Here is a 19618-nt window from a genome sequence, read left to right as displayed (position 1 = left end):
TTCTCAGTGTTCAAATTCCTCAGTGTTTTGGCGTTACTCGGGGTGTCGTCGATGGCCAGCGCCTTCGACCTGCAACAACTCAGCGATCAACTGGCCAGGCCCGAGGTGATCCACGGCAGTTTCATCCAGGAAAAACACCTGCGCGCCCTGCCCCAGCCGCTGACCAGCAAGGGCACGTTCGTGCTGGCCAAAAACCACGGCTTGTTGTGGCTGCTGAAAACGCCACTGCAACAGGACTATCGCATCACCGCCAAAGGCATTGCCCGGCGCGACGGCATTGTCTGGCAAATGCTGCCGGGCAAAAGCGCCGGTGCCGAGCAGAACCGTTTGTTCCTCGCCGTTCTGCAAGGCGACAGCAGTGGCCTGCAACGGGATTTCGAACTGTCCCTGAGCGGCGATGCGCAGAACTGGAAACTCACGCTGCTGCCGCGCTCGATGCTGCTCAAGCAGGTGTTCAACCAGATCAACATTACCGGCGCAGAACTGGTGCACAGCATCGAACTGCTCGAGACCCAGGGCGACAGTACGTTATTGCGCATGCAGGACAGCACCAGCAGCCAGCCGTTGAGCGACGCGGAGCAGCATGACTTTGCCGAGTGAACGGTGGTTGCCACGGTTGTTCCTGATCCTGCTGCTGGCAGTACTGGCGCTCGCCGGTTGGCAATGGCGTGACGCCGCGCCGCTGTCGGCCAACCTGATGGACCTGGTGCCCGGTACGGCGCCCGACGCTCTGGAACTGCGCGCCGAACAACGCATGCAAGAGCCGCTGAACCGCGAAATGCTGGTGCTGGTCGGCCACCGTGATCGCCAGCAGGCCGTCGCCATGGCGCAGACACTCGGCGAGCAATGGCAGGCCAGCGGCTTGTTCGAAAAGGTCCAGTGGACCCTGCAAGCCGACTTGCCGGCGTTGCGCACACAATTGCTGCAAGGTCGCCTGGCGATGCTCCAGGCGGCGGACCGGCAACTGCTGATCGAGCACCCCGACACCTTTATCCAGCAACGGGTGCAAGCGTTGTTCGACCCGTTCAACGGGTACAGCCTGGTGCCGAGCCAGGACGACTGGCTGGGCCTGACCGGGCGCATCCAGAACAGCCAGCCGCAACGTGGTTCGGTGCAACTGGACATCGGCAGCGGCGCCCTGGTCGCCGATGCCGATGGCAAGAGCTGGGTGCTGCTGCGCGCGCGCACCACCGGCAACGCCTTCGACATGAACCTGCCGCTGCAGGTGGCCGACCTGCTTGAACACAGCCGCGAGGAAGCCGCCCGGCACGACGTGCAACTGCTCGCCGCCAGCGGCCTGTTGTACGCCGCCAGCGGTCAACGACAGGCCGCCCGGGAGATGACCTGGGTCGGTGGCGGTGCCACCGTGGGGATTTTGTTGCTGCTGCTGTTGGCCTTCCGGCGCTGGCGCGTCTTGCTGGCGTTCGTGCCGGTGCTGGTGGGCATGCTCTTCGGTGCGGTGGCCTGCGTTGCGTTGTTCGGCCATATGCACGTGATGACCCTGGTACTGGGCTCAAGCCTGATCGGTGTCGCCGTCGACTACCCGCTGCATTACCTGTCCAAGAGCTGGAGCCTGAAACCCTGGCACAGCTGGCCGGCCCTGCGCCTGACCCTGCCCGGGCTGACCCTGAGCCTGATCACCAGCGGCATCGGCTATCTGGCCCTGGCCTGGACACCCTTCCCGGCGCTGACCCAGATTGCCGCCTTCTCTGCCGCCGGTTTGCTCGGCGCCTATTTATCCGCCGTGTGCCTGCTGCCGGCATTGCTCAAGGGCGTAGACCTGCGCCCGGCGCAATGGCCATTGCGCGTTTGCGAGTTTTTGCTGGGCTGTCGTGAAGCACTGCTCAAACACCTGAAAACGCCAGCCTTGCTGGCACTGCTGATCGCTTTTTGCGTGGGTGGCCTGCTGCAACTGGACAGCAAAAACGACATTCGTCAGTGGATCAGCGCGCCGCAACAATTGACCGACGAAGCCCAGGCTATTGCCCGGATCACCGGCTATCAACCCACCAGCCAGTTCTTCCTGATACGCGCCGCCGATCAGCAGCAGTTGCTCGAACGCCAGACCGCCCTGAGAGAGCGGCTGGATCAATTGATTGGCCTGGAAAAGCTCCAGGGCTATCTGTCGCTCAATCAACTGGTCAGCCCGCCGAACGAACAGCAACAGGTGCGCGAAACGCTGAACAAACTGCCTTCCTTCTGGCAACCCTTGCTCGACATCGGCGTACCGGCCGAGGCGCTGCAAGCCGAGCTGACGAAGCTACAGGCACTGCCGACCGTGGACATCGACGCAGCGCTCAGCGGCCCGTTGGCAGAACCCTACCGGCCCTTGTGGCTGGGGCCGACCGATGACGGCGTGGCGGCGATGGTCAGCCTGCAAGGCATCAACAACCCGGCCCTGCTGCGGCTCCAGGGCGAGGACTTGCCCGGCGTGACACTGGTGGATCGACTGGGTGAGTTGAACAACGTCTTCGCGGCCACCCAAATCAGTGCCGCTGAACTGAAGCTCGCCTCCTGCGTGCTGATCGTGCTGGTGCTGATCCTGCCATTCGGCCTCGGCGGCGCGTTGCGAATCGTGTCCCTGCCCCTGCTGGCGGCGTTGTGCAGCCTGGCCAGTCTCGGCTGGCTGGGGCAGCCGCTGACCCTGTTCAGCTTGTTCGGCCTGCTGCTGGTGACGGCGATCAGCGTCGATTACGCGATCCTGATGCGCGAACAGGTCGGCGGCGCAGCCGTGAGCCTGCTGGGCACCCTGCTGGCGGCGTTGACCACCTGGCTGTCGTTCGGCCTGCTGGCGGTGTCGAGCACCCCGGCGGTGAGCAACTTCGGGCTGTCGGTGAGCCTGGGCCTGATCTTCAGCTTCCTGCTCGCACCGTGGGCCGGTCGCCAGGTGCATGAGCCCACGGCCATGGAGCGGGCAATATGATGGTCGTTCTGTTCTGGGCGATGGCGTTGGTGTTGTTCGCCCTGGCGACCCGTGCCGGCCGGCATTTCGGCCTGATTCCCATCGTCAGCCAATTGTTGCTGGCGACCCTCGGCCTGCCGCTGTTGATGTATTTCTGGATCGAGCCCCAATGGCAATTGAGCGGTGCGCTGCTGGTGTCGCCGGGCTGGCTGAAGAACCTCTACAGCCTGAGCTTTGCCCTGTTGCTGGGCTACATCCTCAGCGATGTGATCGACCTGCAACTGGATCGCCAAAGCCTGAAAATCGCCCTTCCCAGCTTTTGCATTCCGTTTGCCTGCGGCCTGGCCACGGCGGTCTGGTTGTTGCCGGCACAACCGTGGATCAGCTCGCTGGCCGTCGGCCTGTTGTTCGCCATCACCGCGATTCCGGTGCTGTACCTGTACCTGCGGCACATCGATTACCCACCCGCCGCCACCCGACGTCTGGTGCAAACCGCGATCCTCATCGACCTCGCCTGCTGGACGCTGTTCGGCATCGCCCAGGGCAGCCTGCACCTGAGCAGCCTGTTGCTGCCGTTGGCCGGCGCGTGCCTGCCGGTGCTGCTGCGGTTGCTCGGTTTGCGCCAGACATGGCTTTACAGCCTGAGTTTTTTCGCCCTGCTGGTCGTCGCCGAACACTTCAAGCTCAATGCGCTGATTTTCGGCATCGGATATGTGTTGATCATGGCCGCGCTGAAAGCCCCACTGGTCCTGCCACTGCCAGCCGTGTGGATGGGCCGCTTGCAGACGTACATCGCCATCCCGCTGATCCTTACGTTCGGCATTGTGCAGATCAATGTGCACAGCGCGATGGACAGCCTCGGTTGGGTGCAACTGCTCGCCCTGCTGCTGTTGCCGATGCTGAGCAAACTGCTGGGCAACTGGCTCGGCCTCGGCTGGGCCGGGGCCTCGTTCCAGGGCGCCAGCCGCTGGCGGGAAAGTGTGCTGCTGAACATCCGCGGCTTGAGCGAGATCGTTTTTCTCAACCTGCTGCTGCAACAACAACTCATCAGCCCGCCGCTGTACTTTGCCCTGATGCTGATGGGCCTGATCGCTACACTGCTGCCAGCCCTGACCGGCATGCACCGAATTCCCCTGAAAGCCGCTGTCCCCGCAAGGAGCCCCCATGCCAACCGTTGAAATGGAATGTCGCCAGGTCGTGGTCATCGGCGCCGGTCCATCCGGCGCCATCGCCGCCGCGTTGCTCAAGCGCAAGGGACACGATGTGCTGGTGATCGAGCGCCAGCATTTTCCAAGGTTTTCCATCGGTGAAAGCCTATTGGCCCATTGCCTTGATTTCGTCGAAGAGGCCGGCATGCTCGACGCCGTCAACGCCGCCGGCTTCCAGCTGAAAACCGGTGCCGCGTTTGCCTGGGGCGAGCGCTACAGCGCGTTCGATTTCGGCGAGACGTTCAGCCACGGCAAATCGACGACATATCAGGTCCTGCGTGCCGATTTCGATAAGCTGCTGGCCGATCAGGCTACGTTGCAAGGCGTGGAGATCCGCTATGGCGAAACCATCGTCGACGTCAACATTACCCCCGAAAAACCGCAGCTCGGCGTGCGCCGCGAAGACGGTAGCGAGTACCGCGTCGAGGCCGGTTTCCTGCTCGATGCCAGTGGCTACGGTCGCGTACTGCCGCGCTTGCTCGACCTCGAGGCGCCGTCGAACTTCCCGGTGCGTCAGGCCGTGTTCACTCACGTCGAAGACCGTATCGACCTCCCGACCTTCGATCGCAGCAAGATCCTGGTGACCACTCACCCGACCCTGCGCGACGTATGGTTCTGGACCATCCCGTTCAGTAACGGGCGTTGCTCGGTCGGCGTGGTCGCCGCCGAGGAACGTTTCGCCGGCCGCAGCGATAATCTGGACGAGTGCCTGCGCAGCTTTATTGCCGAGACGCCAAGCCTGGCCAGCGTGTTGCAAAATGCGCAGTGGGATACCGAGGCCCGAACCATCGGCGGATACTCGGCCAACGTCAAAACCCTGCACGGTCCGGGCTTCGCGCTGCTGGGCAATGCCGCGGAATTCCTCGACCCGGTGTTTTCCTCCGGCGTGACCATCGCCATGCGTTCGGCGAGCATGGCCGCCGGGGTTTTGCACCGTCAGCTGCAAGGCGAAGCCGTCGACTGGCAAACCGAGTTCGCCGAACCGCTCAAGCGCGGCGTCGACACGTTCCGCTGCTACGTCGAAGGCTGGTACGCGGGGACCTTCCAGGATGTGATCTTCCATGAGGGCAGTTCGCCGGAAATCCGCAGGATGATCAGCTCCATACTTGCCGGATATGCCTGGGATCAAAGCAACCCGTTCGTCAGCGAAGCCAGGCGCCGGTTGAAGGTGATATCAGAATTCTGTGCAAGGGATGCGTCATGAACCACTCGTGTGTGCAAGCCAGCCCCCTTTGGCCAACGGGAAGACCCTCTGGTCAATGTGATGGCGCGCAAAAACCTTTTGAAGGAACTGTGTGATGTTGATTAGCCGTCGCTTGAACTGCACAGGGGTAGCCAGTGCATTGCGATTGCTGTTAATCGCCGCAACCCTGCTTTTGAGCGCCTGCGCCGGCCGGGCGCCGCTGCCCGTGCACAATCCGGATCTGCCGCTGCCGCTGCAATTGCACATCCAGCGCGGGCAGGCCGACGAACGCGAGGACTGGGTGCTGGTGATCCAGCGTGAAGAGGCGGGTATCCGCTGGTCGATGATGGACCTGTTGGGCATTCCCCAGGCCCGCCAGAAATTGGTCGATAAAACCTGGGAGTCCGATGGTTTATTACCGCCCAACCCGCGAGCCCGGGAGCTGTTCGCGGCGCTGCTGTTTGCGCTGACGCCGCAAGATGAACTGGCGGCCAACTATCCCGGCGCCTGGCAGCACGGCAGGCAACGGTACCTGCCCGAGCGCTGGGACATCCACTACGTACAACCGCAGAATTTTGAGTTGAAGCTACCGCGTGGTCCGGCCTATCAAGTCACCCCCCTGAGCGGTGAAACGCCATGACGGCTTACCTCAATGCCCTCGGATTGGTCTGCGCGCTGGGCCGCGACAAGCAGGAAGTTGCCCGCAACCTGTTTGCCGGCGACTGCGGCGGCATGCGCGAACAAACCGGTTGGGTGCCACAACGCACGCTGCCGGTCGGTGCGGTCCAGGGCAAACTGGCAAGCATTCCAGCCGATATGTCGCGCCATCACAGTCGCAACAATCAGTTATTGCTGGAAGCCACGCTGCAAATCCGCCCGGACATCGACAGCGCGATCCAGACCTACGGCCGCGACCGCATCGGTGTGGTGCTGGGCACCAGCACCTCGGGCATCGACGAGGCCAGCCAGAGCCTGGCGCATTACCTGCGCGAAAAACAGTTCCCTGCCGAGTACGACTATCAGCAACAGGAACTCGGGGCACCGGCGGACTTCCTCGCCGAGTGGCTGCAGTTGAGCGGGCCGGCCTATGTCATTTCCACGGCCTGCACCTCCAGCGCCCGGGCCTTGATGAGCGCCCAGCGCCTGTTGGACCTGGGCATTTGCGACGCGGTGCTGTGTGGCGGCGTCGACACCTTGTGCAAGCTGACCCTCAACGGTTTTTCGGCGCTCGAAGCGGTCTCGGAACAACGCTGCAATCCGTTTTCGGTGAACCGCAACGGCATCAACATTGGTGAAGCGGCGGTGCTGTTCCTGATGACCAGGCGTGCAGGCGACAGCCAGCCGATTGCCTTGCTCGGCAGCGGCGCCAGTTCCGATGCGCATCACATATCCGCCCCGGAGCCGACTGGTCGTGGCGCCCTGCAAGCGATGCGCAAAGCCCTGGGCCGCGCCAACCTGCAACCAGAGCAGATCGCTTATCTGAACCTGCACGGCACCGCCACCCAGCACAACGACGCCATGGAAAGCCAGGCCGTGGCGACGCTGTTCCCGGCCGGCGTGCCCTGTTCGTCGAGCAAACCCATGACCGGCCACACCCTCGGTGCCGCCGGGGCGCTGGAAGCGGCGTTCTGCTGGTTGAGCCTGAGCCCGGACAATCGAGAGCATGCCCTGCCGCCACACGTCTGGGACGGACAGCCCGACCCCGAATTGCCGCCGCTGCAATGGGTGACCCCGGCCACGCGCCTGACGTCCATTGCACCTCGCTACCTGATGAGCAATTCCTTTGCCTTCGGTGGCAACAACGTCAGCCTGATTATCGGAGACGCCCCATGATTGACTGGCCGATCGCTGAATTGCTGCCCCACGCTGGCGACATGATCCTGATCGACCGGATCCTGGCGTTCGATGAAGAACAGATTCACACGCGCCTGACCGTCAAGCCCGATGGCCTGTTCAATCTCCCCGACGGCAGCCTGCCGGCCTGGGTCGGCATCGAACTGATGGCCCAGAGCGTGGCCGCCTTCGCCGGTTGCCATGCGCGCCAGCGCGGTGATGAGGTGGAATTGGGCTTCCTGCTCGGCAGCCGCAAATTCGAATGCAACGTCGAAAGTTTTCCGGCCGGTACCGAGTTGACCATCCACGGTATTCGCTCCCTGGAAGACGATAACGGCATGGGCGTGTTCGAATGCCACATCAACGCCCCCGGCATTCACGTTACCGCCCGTCTGAACGTGTACCGCCCACCCCAGGCCGCTCAATATCTCCATGAACCCGAAGGAGTCCAGTGATGACTGAATCCGTACTGGTCACCGGTTCCAGCCGTGGCATCGGCCGCGCCATCGCCTTGCGCCTGGCCCAGGCCGGGCACGACATCGTGTTGCATTGCCGCAGCGGCCTGGCCGACGCCGAAGCCGTCAAGGCCGAAGTCGAGGCCCTGGGCCGTCGTGCGCGCATCCTGCAGTTCGACGTGTCCGACCGCGCCCGTTGCAAGGAAGTTCTCGAAGCCGACGTGGAAACCCACGGTGCCTATTACGGTGTGGTGCTTAATGCCGGGCTGACCCGCGACGGGGCCTTTCCGGCCCTGAGCGAGGAGGATTGGGATGTGGTGATGCGCACCAACCTCGACGGTTTCTACAATGTGCTGCACCCGGTGATGATGCCGATGATCCGTCGTCGCGCCGCCGGGCGGATTGTCTGCATCACTTCGGTGTCGGGGCTGATCGGCAACCGTGGCCAGGTCAACTACAGTGCCTCCAAGGCCGGGTTGATCGGCGCGGCCAAGGCATTGGCGATCGAGCTGGGCAAGCGCAAAATCACCGTTAACTGTGTCGCACCCGGCCTGATCGACACAGCCATGCTCGACGAGAACGTGCCGGTGGAAGAACTGATGAAAATGATCCCCGCACAACGCATGGGCACCCCTGAAGAGGTGGCCGGCGCGGTGAATTTCCTGATGTCGGCGGAAGCCTCGTACATCACCCGGCAGGTTCTGGCCGTCAACGGAGGCCTGTGCTGATGAAGCGCGTCGTCGTCACCGGCATGGCCGGCATCACCTCACTGGGCAGCGACTGGGAGACCATCGCCGGCAACTTCGCGGCCAACCGCAGCGGCATCCGCCGGATGGACGAGTGGGATCGTTTTACCGAACTCAACACGCGCCTGGCTGGCCCCATCGATGACTTCAAGGTGCCGAGCCACTGGACCCGCAAGCAACTGCGCAGCATGGGCCGGGTTTCGCGGCTGGCCGTCGGCGCGTCGGAACTGGCACTGGCCGACGCCGGATTATTGGGTGACGAATCGATCAAGGACGGGCGCATGGGCGTCGCCTGCGGCTCCTCCACCGGCAGCACCGACGAGATCAAGGCGTTCGGCAACATGCTGCTCAACTCAGTGGCCGAGGGCCTGAACGCCAACTCCTATGTGCGCATGATGCCGCACACCACGGCAGCCAATATCAGCATCTTTTTCGGCCTCACCGGTCGCCTGATTCCCACCTCCAGCGCCTGCACCAGCGGCAGCCAGGGCATCGGCTATGCCTACGAGGCCATCAAGTTCGGGCGCCTGCCACTGATGCTCGCTGGGGGCGCCGAGGAACTGTGCCCGACCGAAGCCATGGTCTTCGACGCGCTCTACGCCACCAGCCTGAAAAACGACACCCCGCAACGCAGCCCGCGCCCTTACGACACCGCACGCGACGGCCTGGTGATCGGCGAAGGCGGCGGCATGCTGGTGCTCGAAGAACTGGAACACGCCCTGGCCCGTGGTGCGCGCATCCATGCCGAGATCGTCGGTTTCGGCAGCAACGCCGACGGCCAGCACACTACCCGTCCCGAACAAGTCACCATGCGCCGGGCCATGGAACTGGCCCTGGAAGACGCCGGGCTGAAACCGTCGGACATCGGCTACGTCAACGGCCACGGCACCGCCACCGAACAGGGCGACATCGCCGAAACCCTGGCCACCAGCAGCCTGTTCGGCGAACACATGCCGATCAGCTCGCAGAAAAGCTTCCTCGGCCACACCCTCGGCGCCTGCGGTGCGCTGGAGTCCTGGTTCAGCATTGAAATGATGAACCGCGACCTGTACGCCCACACCTTCAACCTCGACGAAGTCGACCCGCATTGCGGCAAGCTCGACTACCTGCGCGGCGAGTTCCGGCAGATGAGCAACCAGTACGTGATGAACAATAACTTTGCGTTTGGCGGGGTGAATACTTCGCTGATTTTCAAGCGCTGGTCTTAATCAACGTCAAAAGATCGCAGCCTTCGGCAGCTCCTACAAGGAACCCGTAGGAGCTGCCGAAGGCTGCGATCTTGTTAATGTGCGATGTAACTATCAGGGCGAGTCGAGATTATCAAACACCCGATTCACCGCCATTTCCCCCAGCATGATCGACTGCTGAATGCCCAGCAGGGTGTTGCTTTGCGCTCCGTTCAGACTCCTCGCGAAGTCGCTCGCCATGGCATTGGCTGATGCCAGTGAAACACAGGCGTACTCCAGCAGAGTGTGGTTGTCGACTTCAGGAGCGACGAGGAAGATTTGGCCGGGTTGGCGTGAGGTAACCGGTTCGGTATCCGACCGTTTTTTTGCTTTATTGGTCATGATTCAGCGCCCAGAAAAGTGGAGCCGACACCGTGTCGCTACGAATCAAAAGGGTGGCAGCTGTACGCAGGTTAGTAGACCGGGTCTTCGCCAAACCGGCGCGCCCGAAGGCGCCCTGCGCACAGCTACCGTCAAGGGCAGGTACAGACATACCTGCCTATCAGGAGCGCAAATGCACTTAGCGAAAACACGGGCTACTAAACCCGATCACTGACCATCAGTGACACGAATCAAGTTAGCGATGGCCCTCAAAGCGCACAAGCCGGCGGATTCTGGAGTAGTTGCAGGCAACGTCGCAAGGCGCTGTAGCCTTTGCGAAGGATTTCGGAAATGTCCCACGGCGGGTGGTGAAGCTTCCGGCAGGACTGATGCTTCTTGCTCCATACAGCTAGTCTTTTTGGTGTTCTCTCGGACGCCATCGCGAGCAAGCTCGCTCCCACAGGGTCCAGCGCTGTGAACACAATGCTCGCCATACCACCCACTGTGGGAGCGAGCTTGCTCGCGATTGACTGCGCAGCAGTCACGCCTGCAAAGGCTCAACCTTTCTTGTCAGCAGTTCAACAAACGCTTTGGCCATCGCCGACTTCTGATCCTTGCGCTGCACCAGCCAAACTGCTGACACCGCCGCCGGATCGAGCAGCGGGCGATAGACCACACCGTCAATACGCATCCGCTGATAAGACGCCGGCAGCACCGACACACCGAGCCCCGCCGCCACCAGCCCGATGATGGTCATCGCCTCACCGGCCTCCTGGGCGAAGTGCGGGCTGAAGCCGGAGTCCCGCGCCAGGCTGAGCAACTGCGCATACAGGCCACTGCCGTAGCTGCGCGGAAAAAACACAAAGGGCTCAAGCGCCAGGGCTGACAGAAACAAGCCCTCCTCGCTGCCCTCTACCAACGGGTGCTTGGAGCTGAGTACCGCGACCAGCGGCTCGCGCATCAATTCGACCACGCTAAGGCAGTCCGGCAGCCCGAGCGGGCGCATGATGCCGACTTCAATCGACTCGTCCACCAGCGCATCGGCCACCTGGGTGCTGCTCATTTCCCGCAGGTTCAGGTGCACCGCCGGGAAGCGCTGGCGGAAAGAGAAAATCGCCTGGGGAATGGTCGAGTTGAAGGGTGCCGACGAGGTGAAGCCGATTTTCAGTTCACCCAACTCGCCCAGTTGCGCCCGTCGCGCGACATCCGCCGCTTTGTCGACCTGCGCCAGCACCAGCCGTGCCTCTTGCAGAAACAGCCGACCGGCCTCGCTCAGCTCGACCCGACGATTGGTACGCTCGAAAAGCCGCGCGCCGACTTCCTGCTCCAGCGCCTGAATCTGCTGGCTCAGCGGTGGCTGGGAGATGCCCAGCACCTGTGCGGCGCGGCCGAAGTGCAGTTCTTCGGCGACAGCGATGAAGTAGCGCAGATGACGCAATTCCATGGAAACCCCATTAGGTCGTTAAAGCTATCAAACAGGTCGAACAATATATTGGATTGAATCATTAGCCAGCTATATGCTTTTTTCATTGCCTGACCGGCTGCGTCCTCCGAGGTCCCCCGTGAAAACTGCTGTCGCCCCACTCGCCCATGAAGTTCCTCCCGCAGCACCGGACGCTATTGCCGCTGAGCTGGCGGAGATCTACATCGAAAAAGGCACCCCGGCGTTCATGCGCACGGTGCTGGCGTTGTTCTGCGGCGGCTTCGCGACGTTCGCCCTGCTCTACTGCGTGCAACCGATGATGCCGCTGCTGTCCGACGAGTATTCCATCAACGCGGCGCAGAGCAGCCTGATCCTGTCCATCGCCACTGGCATGCTTGCCATCGGCCTGCTGATCACCGGCCCGATTTCCGACCGTATCGGGCGTAAACCGGTGATGGTGGCCGCATTGTTCGCCGCGGCGCTGTGCACCATGGCCAGTGCGATGATGCCGAGCTGGCACGGTGTGCTGCTGATGCGTGCGCTGATTGGATTGTCGTTGAGCGGTCTGGCGGCGGTTGCGATGACCTATCTGAGCGAAGAAATCCACCCACAGCACATCGGCCTCGCCATGGGTTTGTACATCGGTGGCAACGCGATTGGCGGTATGAGCGGACGCTTGATCACCGGGGTATTGATCGACTTCGTCAGCTGGCACACGGCGATGCTGGTGATCGGTGGCCTGGCGCTGATTGCCGCGGCGGTGTTCTGGAAAATCCTCCCGGAATCGCGCAACTTCCGCGCCCGCTCGCTGCACCCGCGCAGCCTGCTCGACGGTTTCACCATGCACTTTCGCGACGCCGGGTTGCCGCTGCTGTTTCTTGAAGCCTTTGTGTTGATGGGCGCGTTCGTCACGCTGTTCAACTACATCGGCTATCGCCTGCTGGCCGCGCCGTACCACATGGAACAGGCCTTCGTCGGGTTGCTGTCGGTGGTGTACCTGTCGGGCATCTACAGCTCAGCGAAAATCGGCTCGCTGGCCGACAGACTCGGTCGCCGCAAAGTGCTCTGGAGCACCATCGCGCTGATGATCGTTGGCCTGGCCCTGACGATGTTCACGCCACTGCCGCTGGTGATCATCGGCATGCTGATCTTTACCTTCGGCTTCTTTGGTGCCCACTCGGTGGCCAGCAGCTGGATCGGCCGCCGCGCCACCAGGGCCAAGGGGCAGGCATCGTCCTTGTACCTGTTCAGCTACTACGCCGGGGGGAGCATCGCCGGTACGGTGGGTGGCGTGTTCTGGCACCTGGGCGGCTGGAACGGTATCGGGTTGTTCATCGGCACGCTGTTGGTGATTGCGCTACTGGTCGCGTTGAAGCTGGCGAAGTTGCCGTTGTTGCCGCAGAACACCTCGACTACCTGAGCACCACCCGTGCCTCCAGGGCATCGTCGCGTTTTTCCAGGGTCAGCGATTGCAACGCGACACCGTTGCGCTCCATGCCGTCGAGCCACTGCATCAACGGTTGTGCATTGCCATTGAGGGTCACGCGCAGCAGATCGGTGTCGCTCTCCATCTGACGGATCTCCAGCCCCGTCGCCGCGGCGCTTTCGCTGATGCGCAGCGATAGCGGTTTTTCGCTGTCGACGGGGACATCGCTGCGCGGTAACGCCCGTTGCAGTTGCGCGGCCAGCCCCGCCTGCTGTTGATACTGTCGCTCGGCGGTTTCCAGTCGCTGCCGGGTCGGTTGCCAGATCAGGCTGAACGCCACGACCGCCAACAAAAAAGTCCCCGACACTTGCAACAGCCGTTGTTCGCGCACGGAAATGCGCCGCCATGCCTGCTTCATGCCCCGTCCTCCACGGTGAGGGTGGCGTGTACCCGGCCAGCCGTTTTGTTCGCGCTGTCGAGCCGCACGGGCATGCCTTGTTGTCGCCCGCGTTCGCGCAACTGCTCCAGCTCGGTAAAGCCGCTGGCGGTCAGCTGAATTCTCCAGCCTTCGCCTGCTCGAAACTCGATGCGCTGGACCTCGACCGGGCTGGCGCCAATCACCTGTTCGATCAACCGGATCAGCCCGGCAATGCGGCTGTTTTGCGAATCCACAGGCTGGCTTTGCAGGGCCTTGAGTTGCGCGGCCATATCGACGATGCGGCTTTGCTCCGGGTAAAGCGCCTTGAATCGCTGTTCATTCTGGGTGGCCAGGCGGCGGGCTTCGCTGTCGAGGAAGCGGATGCGCGTTTCGCTGGCACCCCAGGTCAACAGCGCCAGCATCAACAACGCCCACCCGCCGGCGCGCCAGGGCAGACGCTTGCCCCGTGGGGCAAATGCGCCTTGCAGCAGATTGATGGCCCGTGTCGGGCGCTGGGTCAGGCATTGGTCGATGACGGCGGGGGCCTCACGGGCATCCAGCCATTGCATGTCCTTGGGCAATAACGGAGTGAGCAGAGCCAGGTCGTCTTGCGATATCGCGAGGCGCGCCGACAGGCCTGCACCCAACAACCAGCGACCGAACCACCATGCTCCGCACGGCTGATCGCCGGACAACAGATCGGCATCGACGAACACCCCGCGCACCTCAATGCCCGCCTCTCGCAGCAAGTCGAGCACGGCGGCCAACCGTTCACGGCCAATGACCATGACCGGGAAGCAGCCGTCACGATCACGAGCGCCAACGCTCAGATGCACGCCTTCCAGCGCTTCACTCAGTTGATCTTCCACGGCGTAGGCCATGGCCTGGGCTTCGGGCCTGCGTCGCGACGGCCATGGCTCGCTGCGAACCCAACTGCACATTTCCATGGGCATTAGCACATCGACTACCTGGCCTTGCAATGCCGAGGCCGCCTGATTCAGTGGCATCGGCTGGCGTTGACCGGTTTTTGACCACAGGACGCAGGGCCAGAGGCCTGATGGCGCGTCCTGCCCTTCGGCGGTCAGGTAAAGCCAAGTGTTCATCGCGGTCTCTCGTGGCTGTTCATGGGAAGAAAACGTCGTTGCAGCACCGTCAGCTGTCGAGTCTTGGGGTCGTGCCCGACATCCGTGGCCAGGTGCAGTTCGCGCCCGTCCCGGGTCACCCGCACCCTTATCCGATACCAGCGGCTTTGGGTGCCAAGTCCGTGACTGCTCAGGCCCTGCCCGGAGAGCAAGGGGTCCTGGGTAAACGCCTGGACGCTCGCCCAAGGCGTTGTTGCCGCCTGACGCGCCAGCGCATCAGCGGTCGCGGCGTCCACCTCGCCGAGTGCTCTCAACAGCAGTGCCGGCGCGGTGTTGATGTTCAAGGCGGCTTCGGTGGGCAGCAGCGCCACCCAAGGCTCCAGCCGCTGCAGCAAGCGAGCGTCAATGCCGGGCAGCAAGCGCAGCTGGCTGAGTTCCCGCAGCGGCCCGACCTGGCTCAGTTGCACAGGAGGAAGATCGAGCAATTCAAGCAGGCGCGCCCAACGGTTGAGGGTGACTTGATCCACCTGACCCTGGCGTAACAACGCATTGAGGTTGAAGCGTCCGGCGAGGTCGTCGATATCGATAAGGAACTGCGCATCGTCAACCTCGAAGTCAGGCGCCATGTCAGTCCAGCCTTGCAACCGTTCGACGGGTTTTTTCGCGTCCTGCAACGCGTCGCGCAACAGCAACAACGCCCAGGTTTCCCCGCCCGATGCGAGCTGCCGCAGCTGTATCTGCTGCAACTGTTGCCCACTGCTTTGCAGCGAAAGGTGATGACTGCGCAACACGCCGCCGATGATCAGCAGTGCCAGGCTCATGACCAGCAATACACTGATCAAGGCAATGCCGCGTTGGCGCCCGTTCATGGCAATGCACCCGGCATCGGCAACACCCGACGAATCGATTCGAAGCGCCCGACAGAGACTTGCACCTCCAGCGCCATGGGCGCCTTCGCGTCCTGCCCGGCCGGCCAATGAGCAACCCAGCCGGACTGGCTGTCGAACAGACGCCAGCCCAATTCGCGAACGTCTTCGAGCAACTTTTGCCGCTGCACGAACTCCGTACCTTCGCCCTGGCTTTCGCGCCACAGCACGCCGCCGTCGAGCCGATAGCTCAGCATCTGGCGCTCACTGCGGGGTTGGTCCAGAGGGTTGCGCCAGTGACTGCGCTGGAACTGCAAAAGCGGCCCGGCGAGCACCACCGGCTGTGCGGTGACGTGCAGCAGATCCCGCTCGATCACCGCCATCGCTCGTTGCAGGCTCCTGAGTGCTCGCTCGTGGGCCGCCGTGCCCTGTTGCACTCGCAGCACGCTATCGAACAAACCCCAACTGGCCAGCCCCAGCACGGCGAAGATGGCCAGGGCGATAACCAGCTCCAGCAAGGTGAACCCACGCTGCCTAGTCATGAACCGCAAGTATCCAGCCGCTGGCACGATGCAAGGCGTGCGCACTGTTCGCCGGGCTGACCTGGATGTCGACCTGGAGCAAACGCGGATCGCCGGTGGCGCTGATGTGCTGTTGCAGCACCCAGTCGCGTTGATCCATGGACACGATCTGTTGTTGCTGACCGGCCGACAAACCCGATTGCAGGCGCAATTCGTTCAAGCGGTTGTCCGCCAGCCACGCTGCGAACAGCCGAGTCTCGACGGCGCCGCGCTGCTTCACCGCGTATTGACTGGCCGACAGCACGGCTGCCGCCAGTGTCGCGAAGACCGCCAGGGCCACCATGATTTCCAGCAGCGTGAAGCCGCCCATGGACGACAAGGGTGGCCGACTAGTCATCGATCACCACCTCGCCGATACCATCGCCGGACAGGCTCAGCCAGGTCCTGTCGCCGGACTCGAATGTCAGCGTGAAGGCACTGGTTTCATCGTTGCTGAGCAAGAGCAACTGCGGCGGTCCTTCGTCAGCGTCCAGCCCTACCCCATAGCCATCCTGCTGCAAACGTACTCGTATGCTCAAAGGCCAGGTAGTCAGCCCCTCCACCGGCTCCCACCCGCCATCACCCCGGCGCATCACCCGGTGGCCATCGGTACCCAGCCGCAAGCCATATTCCTGCCCCTCGAACACCGCGCGCTCACGCAATTGATGAATCACCTGCACCATCGCCTCGGCTACCTGCCTGACCTCGCGCGCGGGACTGCCCCCACCGACAAAGCTCACCATGCCCAGCAAGACGCCAACCACGACAATCACGATCATCAGCTCCAATAACGTAAACCCCCGACTGCGGTAGCCCACGGATCAATGGCCCCAATTGCCGATTTCGGCTGCAAACCCTTCGCCGCCCGCTGCGCCATCGGCGCCCAGGGAATACAGGTCGTAAGTGCCGTCTACCGATCGCATACCCGGATTGAGGTACTGATAAGGCGTGTTCCACGGGTCGACCGGCATGCTCTTGAGGTAACCCTGGGGGTTCCAGCCCCGCGCCACGGGCAGTCCGGAAGGACGCTTGACCAACGCTTCCAGGCCTTGCTGGGTCGAGGGGTAATGGGCGTTGTCGAGGCGGTACATTTCCAGGGCGGTGGCGATGGCCTGGATATCGATTCTGGCGGCAGTGACCTTGGCTTGATCGGGGCGGCTCATGAACTGCGGTACCACAATGGCCCCCAGCACGCCGATGATGACCACCACCACCATGATTTCGATCAGGGTAAAACCGCGTTGCGCGCGGGAAGGTTTTTTTCGGACAGGTTGCATGGATCAATTCACCAATTGGTTGAGGCTGAGAATCGGGAGCAGGATGGCCATGACGATCAGCAGCACGACGCCGCCCATCAGCACCAGCATGGCCGGCTCGAAGAGGCCCACCACCAGCGCGATGCGCGCGGCGAGGCTGTTTTCCTGTTGTTCGGCGGCCCGGGCCAGCATGCGGTCGAGTTCGCCGGCACGTTCGCCGCTGGCGATCATGTGCAGCATCATCGGCGGGATGTCGCCGCTCATCTCCAGGCCACGGGTCAGCGTTGCGCCTTCGCGGACCGAGCGGGCGACATCGACCATCCGCGCGCGGATGGTCAGGTTGCCGATGACTGCGGCAGCAATTTCCAGGGCGTCCACCAAGGGCACGGCACTTTTGCCGAGGATTGCCAGGGTGCTGGCAAACCGCGCGGCTTCCATGGCGCGCAGCACTTCACCGATGACGGGGGCATTGAGCACCCAACGATGCCAGCGCAGACGCCACTGCGGCTGCTGCCAGCTCCAGCGCCACAGGCCGAGCAGCACCGCCAGCACGCCCATCAACAACAGGAAATGGTCGCGCAGGCCGTTGCTCACGCCGATCAGCGCCCGGGTCAGCCAGGGCAACGGCTGGCCGCTGTCGACGAAGATCTTCACCACATCCGGCACCACGTAACCGAGCAGAAAACCGACGATTGCCACGCTGGCCAACATCAGGATCAACGGGTACACCAGGGCCATCTGAATCTTTTGCCGCGAGGCCTGGCGGGCCTGGGTGTAGGCCGCCAGTTGCTCCAGCACATGGCCCAGATGCCCCGAGCGTTCTCCGGCGGCCACGGTGGCGCGGAACAACTCGGGAAAGGCCCGGGGAAATTGCCCCAGTGCCGAGGCCAGGGCGTGACCTTCCATTACCCGGCTCCTGACCGCCGAGAGCAAGCTTGCAACCTTGCGCTTTGAGCTCTGCTTCGCCACCGCATCGAGCGCTTCCTCAAGGGGCAGTCCGGCCTGAACCAGCGTTGACAGTTGCAACGTCAACAGCGCCAGATCAGCGGCACTCAGGCGTCCACCTCGCGACCGCTGGCCCGCACCGCCGCCAACCCTGACCTCGATCAAGACACGCGGCCACAAACCACGCTCACGCAACAACTGTCGCCCATGGCGGGGTCCATCGGCCTCCAGCCGTCCCTTGCAGGATCGTCCCTGGGCATCGTGGGCGCGGTAGTCGAAGGTCGGCACCGATCAGTTCTCCTGGGTCACACGCAGCAATTCATCGAGGCTGGTCAACCCTTCAAGCACCCGCTGGCGCCCGTCCTGGAACAGGCTGCGCGAGACCTTGCGTGTTTCGTCGACGAGCAATTGCTCACTGGCGCCCTGATGGATCAGCGCCGAGACGGCGGGCGTCACGCTGATCAGCTCGTAAATGCCGATGCGGCCGCGATAGCCGTGCTGGCACTGTTCACAGCCCGAAGCCTTGAACAGGGTGTGCGACGTGCTGGTGTCGAGCCCCAGGCGCTGGCAGGCTGCCGCGTCGGCGAGGTACGAAACCTTGCAATGGGGGCACAAGGTGCGCAGCAGGCGCTGGGCCAGAATGCCCACCAGCGAGGACGCCAACAGATAGGCATCGACACCCATGTCTACCAGCCGCGTGACCGCGCCGGCCGCGCTGTTGGTGTGCAGGGTCGAGAGCACCAGATGCCCGGTCAAGGACGCCTGGACAGCGATCTCGGCAGTTTCGCGGTCACGGATTTCGCCAACCATCACCACGTCCGGATCCTGGCGCAAAATCGCCCGCAGGCCCCGGGCGAAGGTCATGTCGACCTTTGGGTTGACCGGCATCTGGCCGACACCCGGCAGGTGATATTCGATCGGGTCTTCGACCGTGAGAATATTGCGGGTCTGGTCATTCAGGCTGCTCAGGGCGGCGTACAGGCTGGTGGTCTTGCCGGAACCGGTCGGCCCGGTCACCAACAAAATGCCGTGGGGCTTGCCCAACAACTGGCGCAGGGCCGCGAGGGTATCGTCCGGCATGCCCAGCCGATGCAGGTCCAGGCGCCCGGCCTGCTTGTCGAGCAAACGCAGCACCACCCGTTCGCCGTGGGCCGAAGGCAGCGTCGAGACCCGTACATCGACTTCATGCCCGGCCAGGCGCAAGGCCATTCGCCCATCCTGGGGCACGCGTTTTTCCGCGATGTCCAGGCGCGCCATGACCTTGATCCGCGACACCAACAGCGTCGCCAGTTCGCGCTTGGGCCTGAGCATTTCACGCAGTTGGCCATCCACCCGCATGCGCACCGACAGGTACTGCTCGAAGGTTTCCAGGTGCACATCCGAGGCATGCTCACGCACTGCTTCACCGAGTAGCGCGTTGATCAGGCGAATGATCGGTGCGTCGCCCTGTTGCTCCAGCAGGTCGGCGGTTTGCGGGACCTGATCGACCAGGCTGAGCAAGTCCAGTTCTTCGTCCAGCCCTTGGGCAACCTGCTCCACCGCACTGTGCCCCTCGCGATAGGCCGCCGCCAGGCGCGAGGCGTACTCATCGGCCCCGACGATTTGAAACGGCAACGTCCGTCCGCACACCCGGCGCGCTTCCGCCAATGCGGTGAGCGGCGCATCACTGCGCAGGGCAATGCGCAGTGATGCGCCGTCATGCTCCAGCAACACACCAAAACGCCGGGCGAAACCGAAGGGCAATTGCTCGCAGAGTTCGCTCATGGAT

21 protein-coding genes are annotated in these 19618 nt (G+C 63.0%); 10 read left to right on the top strand and 11 right to left on the bottom strand.

The annotated features are described in order from the left end of the window. Window positions 1-51 precede the first annotated feature (51 nt). From ACM6G4_RS17380 to ACM6G4_RS17340, 9 genes are all read left to right on the top strand, one after another. The gene (locus ACM6G4_RS17380; protein WP_414914297.1) at window positions 52-600 is read left to right on the top strand and encodes an outer membrane lipoprotein carrier protein LolA; all 549 of its coding nucleotides are present in this window, start codon (window positions 52-54) and stop codon (window positions 598-600) included. Continuing rightward, window positions 584-2923 (top strand): MMPL family transporter, encoded by a 2340-nt coding sequence (locus ACM6G4_RS17375; RefSeq protein ID WP_414914186.1) that lies wholly within the window; start codon window positions 584-586, stop codon window positions 2921-2923. Before ACM6G4_RS17380 ends, ACM6G4_RS17375 begins: the two co-directional genes overlap by 17 nt. Next, a complete protein-coding gene (locus tag ACM6G4_RS17370) occupies window positions 2920-4080 on the top strand; it encodes a sodium:proton antiporter (RefSeq protein WP_414914185.1) in 1161 nt (386 codons plus the stop codon). The genes ACM6G4_RS17375 and ACM6G4_RS17370 overlap by 4 nt, the downstream gene beginning before the upstream one ends. Beyond that, window positions 4067-5314 (top strand): NAD(P)/FAD-dependent oxidoreductase, encoded by a 1248-nt coding sequence (locus ACM6G4_RS17365; protein ID WP_414914184.1) that lies wholly within the window; start codon window positions 4067-4069, stop codon window positions 5312-5314. Before ACM6G4_RS17370 ends, ACM6G4_RS17365 begins: the two co-directional genes overlap by 14 nt. A 94-nt stretch (window positions 5315-5408) precedes the next feature. After that, window positions 5409-5933 (top strand): hypothetical protein, encoded by a 525-nt coding sequence (locus tag ACM6G4_RS17360; RefSeq protein ID WP_056725644.1) that lies wholly within the window; start codon window positions 5409-5411, stop codon window positions 5931-5933. Further along, window positions 5930-7126 (top strand): beta-ketoacyl-[acyl-carrier-protein] synthase family protein, encoded by a 1197-nt coding sequence (locus tag ACM6G4_RS17355; protein ID WP_414914183.1) that lies wholly within the window; start codon window positions 5930-5932, stop codon window positions 7124-7126. Before ACM6G4_RS17360 ends, ACM6G4_RS17355 begins: the two co-directional genes overlap by 4 nt. Continuing rightward, the gene (locus tag ACM6G4_RS17350) at window positions 7123-7581 is read left to right on the top strand and encodes a hotdog family protein (RefSeq protein ID WP_056725648.1); all 459 of its coding nucleotides are present in this window, start codon (window positions 7123-7125) and stop codon (window positions 7579-7581) included. Before ACM6G4_RS17355 ends, ACM6G4_RS17350 begins: the two co-directional genes overlap by 4 nt. Then, a complete protein-coding gene (gene fabG, locus ACM6G4_RS17345; protein ID WP_056725650.1) occupies window positions 7581-8309 on the top strand; it encodes a 3-oxoacyl-ACP reductase FabG in 729 nt (242 codons plus the stop codon). Before ACM6G4_RS17350 ends, fabG begins: the two co-directional genes overlap by 1 nt. After that, a complete protein-coding gene (locus tag ACM6G4_RS17340) occupies window positions 8309-9535 on the top strand; it encodes a beta-ketoacyl-ACP synthase (RefSeq protein ID WP_056725652.1) in 1227 nt (408 codons plus the stop codon). The genes fabG and ACM6G4_RS17340 overlap by 1 nt, the downstream gene beginning before the upstream one ends. A 93-nt stretch (window positions 9536-9628) precedes the next feature. Here ACM6G4_RS17340 and ACM6G4_RS17335 read toward each other — a convergent pair whose 3' ends face one another. Beyond that, window positions 9629-9895 carry a DUF6124 family protein gene (locus ACM6G4_RS17335; protein ID WP_414914182.1) on the bottom strand — a complete coding sequence of 89 codons (267 nt, stop codon included), beginning with the start codon at window positions 9893-9895 and terminating at the stop codon, window positions 9629-9631. A gap of 520 nt (window positions 9896-10415) precedes the next feature. After that, the gene (locus tag ACM6G4_RS17330) at window positions 10416-11318 is read right to left on the bottom strand and encodes a LysR family transcriptional regulator (protein ID WP_056725655.1); all 903 of its coding nucleotides are present in this window, start codon (window positions 11316-11318) and stop codon (window positions 10416-10418) included. A 118-nt stretch (window positions 11319-11436) separates the two neighbouring features. On the opposite strand from ACM6G4_RS17330, the gene ACM6G4_RS17325 reads away from it, so the two are divergent. After that, entirely contained in the window at window positions 11437-12717 is a 1281-nt protein-coding gene (locus ACM6G4_RS17325) for an MFS transporter (RefSeq protein ID WP_056725657.1), read from the top strand. Here the strand turns inward: ACM6G4_RS17325 and gspM are convergent. Genes gspM through gspE form a run of 9 tightly spaced genes read right to left on the bottom strand, consistent with a single transcriptional unit; the run spans window position 12710 to window position 19614 of the window. Further along, window positions 12710-13141 (bottom strand): type II secretion system protein GspM, encoded by a 432-nt coding sequence (gene gspM / locus ACM6G4_RS17320; protein ID WP_056725659.1) that lies wholly within the window; start codon window positions 13139-13141, stop codon window positions 12710-12712. The two genes, ACM6G4_RS17325 and gspM, sit on opposite strands and share 8 nt — an antisense overlap. Continuing rightward, entirely contained in the window at window positions 13138-14244 is a 1107-nt protein-coding gene (gspL, locus tag ACM6G4_RS17315; RefSeq protein WP_409078543.1) for a type II secretion system protein GspL, read from the bottom strand. The genes gspM and gspL overlap by 4 nt, the downstream gene beginning before the upstream one ends. After that, window positions 14241-15092, bottom strand: coding sequence for a general secretion pathway protein GspK (locus ACM6G4_RS17310; protein ID WP_409078542.1), 852 nt, complete (start codon window positions 15090-15092; stop codon window positions 14241-14243). Before ACM6G4_RS17310 ends, gspL begins: the two co-directional genes overlap by 4 nt. Continuing rightward, the gene (locus ACM6G4_RS17305; RefSeq protein ID WP_056725666.1) at window positions 15089-15631 is read right to left on the bottom strand and encodes a type II secretion system protein GspJ; all 543 of its coding nucleotides are present in this window, start codon (window positions 15629-15631) and stop codon (window positions 15089-15091) included. The genes ACM6G4_RS17310 and ACM6G4_RS17305 overlap by 4 nt, the downstream gene beginning before the upstream one ends. Continuing rightward, window positions 15624-16007, bottom strand: coding sequence for a type II secretion system minor pseudopilin GspI (gene gspI, locus ACM6G4_RS17300; RefSeq protein ID WP_409078541.1), 384 nt, complete (start codon window positions 16005-16007; stop codon window positions 15624-15626). Before gspI ends, ACM6G4_RS17305 begins: the two co-directional genes overlap by 8 nt. Continuing rightward, on the bottom strand, window positions 16000-16467 hold the full coding sequence (gspH, locus tag ACM6G4_RS17295; RefSeq protein WP_409078540.1) for a type II secretion system minor pseudopilin GspH: 468 nt from the start codon (window positions 16465-16467) through the stop codon (window positions 16000-16002). Before gspH ends, gspI begins: the two co-directional genes overlap by 8 nt. A gap of 3 nt (window positions 16468-16470) precedes the next feature. Continuing rightward, window positions 16471-16926: a type II secretion system major pseudopilin GspG gene (gene gspG / locus ACM6G4_RS17290; protein ID WP_414914181.1), complete on the bottom strand. Its 456-nt coding sequence runs from the start codon at window positions 16924-16926 to the stop codon at window positions 16471-16473. Between the two features lie 3 nt (window positions 16927-16929). Further along, window positions 16930-18138 (bottom strand): type II secretion system inner membrane protein GspF, encoded by a 1209-nt coding sequence (gene gspF / locus ACM6G4_RS17285; RefSeq protein ID WP_056725675.1) that lies wholly within the window; start codon window positions 18136-18138, stop codon window positions 16930-16932. Between the two features lie 3 nt (window positions 18139-18141). After that, complete coding sequence (gspE, locus tag ACM6G4_RS17280) at window positions 18142-19614, bottom strand: type II secretion system ATPase GspE (RefSeq protein WP_414914180.1); 1473 nt, start codon at window positions 19612-19614, stop codon at window positions 18142-18144. Window positions 19615-19618 lie beyond the last annotated feature (4 nt).

It is taken from the genome of Pseudomonas sp. IT-P258 (assembly GCF_949767825.1).
In the GTDB taxonomy this organism is placed as follows: domain Bacteria; phylum Pseudomonadota; class Gammaproteobacteria; order Pseudomonadales; family Pseudomonadaceae; genus Aquipseudomonas; species Aquipseudomonas monachiensis.
Note: the sequence above shows the minus strand (reverse complement) of the source record. Positions and strands in the feature narration are given on the sequence as shown.

Coding starts and splice junctions, on each gene's coding strand:
- ACM6G4_RS17380 (WP_414914297.1), top strand. CDS start 52: ATGGCCAGCGCCTTCGACCTGCAACAACTCAGCGATCAACTGGCCAGG.
- ACM6G4_RS17375 (WP_414914186.1), top strand. CDS start 584: ATGACTTTGCCGAGTGAACGGTGGTTGCCACGGTTGTTCCTGATCCTG.
- ACM6G4_RS17370 (WP_414914185.1), top strand. CDS start 2,920: ATGATGGTCGTTCTGTTCTGGGCGATGGCGTTGGTGTTGTTCGCCCTG.
- ACM6G4_RS17365 (WP_414914184.1), top strand. CDS start 4,067: ATGCCAACCGTTGAAATGGAATGTCGCCAGGTCGTGGTCATCGGCGCC.
- ACM6G4_RS17360 (WP_056725644.1), top strand. CDS start 5,409: ATGTTGATTAGCCGTCGCTTGAACTGCACAGGGGTAGCCAGTGCATTG.
- ACM6G4_RS17355 (WP_414914183.1), top strand. CDS start 5,930: ATGACGGCTTACCTCAATGCCCTCGGATTGGTCTGCGCGCTGGGCCGC.
- ACM6G4_RS17350 (WP_056725648.1), top strand. CDS start 7,123: ATGATTGACTGGCCGATCGCTGAATTGCTGCCCCACGCTGGCGACATG.
- fabG (WP_056725650.1), top strand. CDS start 7,581: ATGACTGAATCCGTACTGGTCACCGGTTCCAGCCGTGGCATCGGCCGC.
- ACM6G4_RS17340 (WP_056725652.1), top strand. CDS start 8,309: ATGAAGCGCGTCGTCGTCACCGGCATGGCCGGCATCACCTCACTGGGC.
- ACM6G4_RS17335 (WP_414914182.1), bottom strand. CDS start 9,895: ATGACCAATAAAGCAAAAAAACGGTCGGATACCGAACCGGTTACCTCA.
- ACM6G4_RS17330 (WP_056725655.1), bottom strand. CDS start 11,318: ATGGAATTGCGTCATCTGCGCTACTTCATCGCTGTCGCCGAAGAACTG.
- gspM (WP_056725659.1), bottom strand. CDS start 13,141: ATGAAGCAGGCATGGCGGCGCATTTCCGTGCGCGAACAACGGCTGTTG.
- gspL (WP_409078543.1), bottom strand. CDS start 14,244: ATGAACACTTGGCTTTACCTGACCGCCGAAGGGCAGGACGCGCCATCA.
- ACM6G4_RS17310 (WP_409078542.1), bottom strand. CDS start 15,092: ATGAACGGGCGCCAACGCGGCATTGCCTTGATCAGTGTATTGCTGGTC.
- ACM6G4_RS17305 (WP_056725666.1), bottom strand. CDS start 15,631: ATGACTAGGCAGCGTGGGTTCACCTTGCTGGAGCTGGTTATCGCCCTG.
- gspI (WP_409078541.1), bottom strand. CDS start 16,007: ATGACTAGTCGGCCACCCTTGTCGTCCATGGGCGGCTTCACGCTGCTG.
- gspG (WP_414914181.1), bottom strand. CDS start 16,926: ATGCAACCTGTCCGAAAAAAACCTTCCCGCGCGCAACGCGGTTTTACC.
- gspE (WP_414914180.1), bottom strand. CDS start 19,614: ATGAGCGAACTCTGCGAGCAATTGCCCTTCGGTTTCGCCCGGCGTTTT.